Raw genomic sequence first — 2,252 nt, forward strand, 5'->3', positions numbered from 1 at the left:
GTGCTGTCGGGGCCCGGCCGTTCGCGCGCCCGCGCCCCCGCGGTGAGACAGCGTCAGCTGTTCGGCGACAGCAGCTTGGGGGACAGCGCGCCGCAGGGGATGAGGTCTATCTCCGCCCCCGACGACCGCAACGGAGAGTGTCGAACGTGCGCATCGACCTGCATGCCCATTCCACCGCTTCCGACGGCACGGACTCCCCCGCCGACCTCGTCCGGGCCGCGTCGGCGGCCGGGTTGGACGTGGTGGCCCTCACCGACCACGACACCGTGGCGGGCTACGCCGACGCGCTGGCCGCCCTGCCCGCCGGGTTGACGCTCGTCACGGGCGCGGAGTTCTCGTGCCGGCTGGGCGGGGTCAGTCTCCACATGCTCGGCTACCTCTTCGACCCGACCGAGCCGGCGCTCGCCCGGGAGCGGGAACTGCTGCGGGACGACCGCGTGCCGCGTGCCCGCCGAATGGTCGAACTGCTGCGGGAGAACGGGGTGGAGATCGACTTCGAAAGGGTGCGGGAGATCGCGGGTCCCGACGGCAGTATCGGTCGGCCCCACATCGCCACCGCCATGGTGGAGGCCGGGGTGGTCGCGACGGTCTCGGACGCCTTCACCCCGGAGTGGATCGGCGACGGCGGCCGGGCGCACACCGGCAAGCACGAGTTGGACGCGGTGGAGGCGGTGCGCAGGATTCACGCGGCCGGCGGGGTGGCGGTCTTCGCCCACCCGTTCGCGGCGTCCCGGGGTGCCATCGTGACCGAGGAAGAGCTGGCCACGCTCGCCGAGGCCGGGCTGGACGGCGTGGAGGTGGACCACCTCGACCACGACCCGGCCACCCGCGACCGGCTCCGGTCGCTGGCGAAGGAGTTGGAGCTGCTGCCGACCGGGTCCAGCGACTACCACGGCTCGAGGAAGCTCGCGGCGCTCGGGGAGTGCACGACCGACCCGGCCGTCTACGAGGCGCTCGTCGCCCGGGCGACCGGCGCCCGGCCCGCGACCGGTCCCGCCTGACCCCCGTCCGCCGACCGGCGCGCTCCGACCGGCACGCCCCGACCGGCCCGCACACGCCCGACGCTCCGCGGTCCGCCCGCGGTCTCAGCCCCGGGCGTCGGCAGCCGTGGCCCGGGGCAGCGCCGCGGCGCTCTCCACCTCGCGCCAGAACGCCAGGAAGGCCGCCGCAGTCGGGCCGGGCCGCTCGGCGTTGGGCGAGTGGGCGGCACCCTCGATGACGGTGCGCCGGGCCCCCAGCCGCGCGGCCATGTCGTCCATCAGCGGCAGCGGCCACGCGTGGTCCTGCTCGCCGGAGGCGACGTGCACGGGGACACCGGTCGCTGCCAGCCGGGCCACCCGGTCCGGCTCGTACCGCAGTTGCCGGCCGAGCGCCCGCAATTGCCCGCCGTGGTTGGTGAGCCAGCGCCTGCGCATGAAGACGCTCACCGGGTCGGTGCCCTCCTGCCGGTGCAGTGCGCGCCAGATCCGCTCCGGCCCGAACAGCGGCAACGCGGCGCCGAAAGCGCGGGTGCGCCAGCGGGGCAGCCGCGCGACCCGGCCGGGCCCGCTGGAGAGCAGGGTCAGCGAGAGGAACGGCGCCGCGTCCCGGAGGACGGCGCCGCGGGAGATGAGGCCCCCGAGCGAGTGCCCCACCAGGTGCAGACCGCGGGCCGGGACGGGCGGCGCGTCGACGGCCGCGCCGACGGCCCGTGCGTCACCGCCTGCCGCCGCGCCGCGCGGCCTGTCGGCCTCCCCGGGGGTCACCGCCCGGCCCCCGGCGTCCGGGGCCCCGGAGAGCAGCGCCGCACTCTGCGCGAGGACGTCCTCCGCCAGCGCGCCGAGCCGGTAGCCGTCGCGGTCCCGGGGCGGGTGGCTCTCGTACTGGCCGCGGCCGTCCACCGCCACCGCGCGGTACCCCGCCTCGGCCAGCGGCGCCAGCAGCGCGATGAAGTCCTCCTTGCTGCCGGTGAACCCCGGCACCAGGAGGACCGTGCCGCGCGGCGGTCCGGCCGGCACGGCGTCGAGGACGGCGAACGCGCCGCGGCGGGTGGTCAGCGACCCGTCGGTCACCTGCGGCGGCCTGTCGAGATACGGCGGTCTGCTCACCGCTCCACTGTAACGAGCGGGCACCGCCCGCCCCGTGGTTCGGGGAGGACGGCGCCCGTGGTGTGCACGGCGGCGGGGCCGCCGGACGGCGGACCGCTCAGGCCTCGGCGGTGGCGGCAGCGCCGCCGCCCCCACCGGAGCGGCTGCGGCGACGGCGGCGCGGAC

At 77.1% G+C, this 2,252-nt stretch carries 2 protein-coding genes; one reads left to right on the top strand and one right to left on the bottom strand.

Annotated elements, in window-relative coordinates; genetic code table 11:
- The first annotated feature begins 146 nt into the window (after positions 1–146).
- Positions 147–1,001, top strand: coding sequence for a PHP domain-containing protein (locus tag HCN56_RS25210; RefSeq protein WP_167974918.1), 855 nt, complete (start codon positions 147–149; stop codon positions 999–1,001).
- An 84-nt stretch (positions 1,002–1,085) separates the two neighbouring features.
- On the opposite strand, the gene HCN56_RS25215 is transcribed toward HCN56_RS25210, so the two are convergent.
- Positions 1,086–2,087, bottom strand: coding sequence for an alpha/beta fold hydrolase (locus tag HCN56_RS25215; RefSeq protein ID WP_167974920.1), 1,002 nt, complete (start codon positions 2,085–2,087; stop codon positions 1,086–1,088).
- Positions 2,088–2,252 lie beyond the last annotated feature (165 nt).

Origin of the sequence: Streptomyces lonarensis (genome assembly GCF_012033735.1) — a bacterium.
GTDB classification, from domain to species: domain Bacteria; phylum Actinomycetota; class Actinomycetes; order Streptomycetales; family Streptomycetaceae; genus Streptomyces; species Streptomyces lonarensis.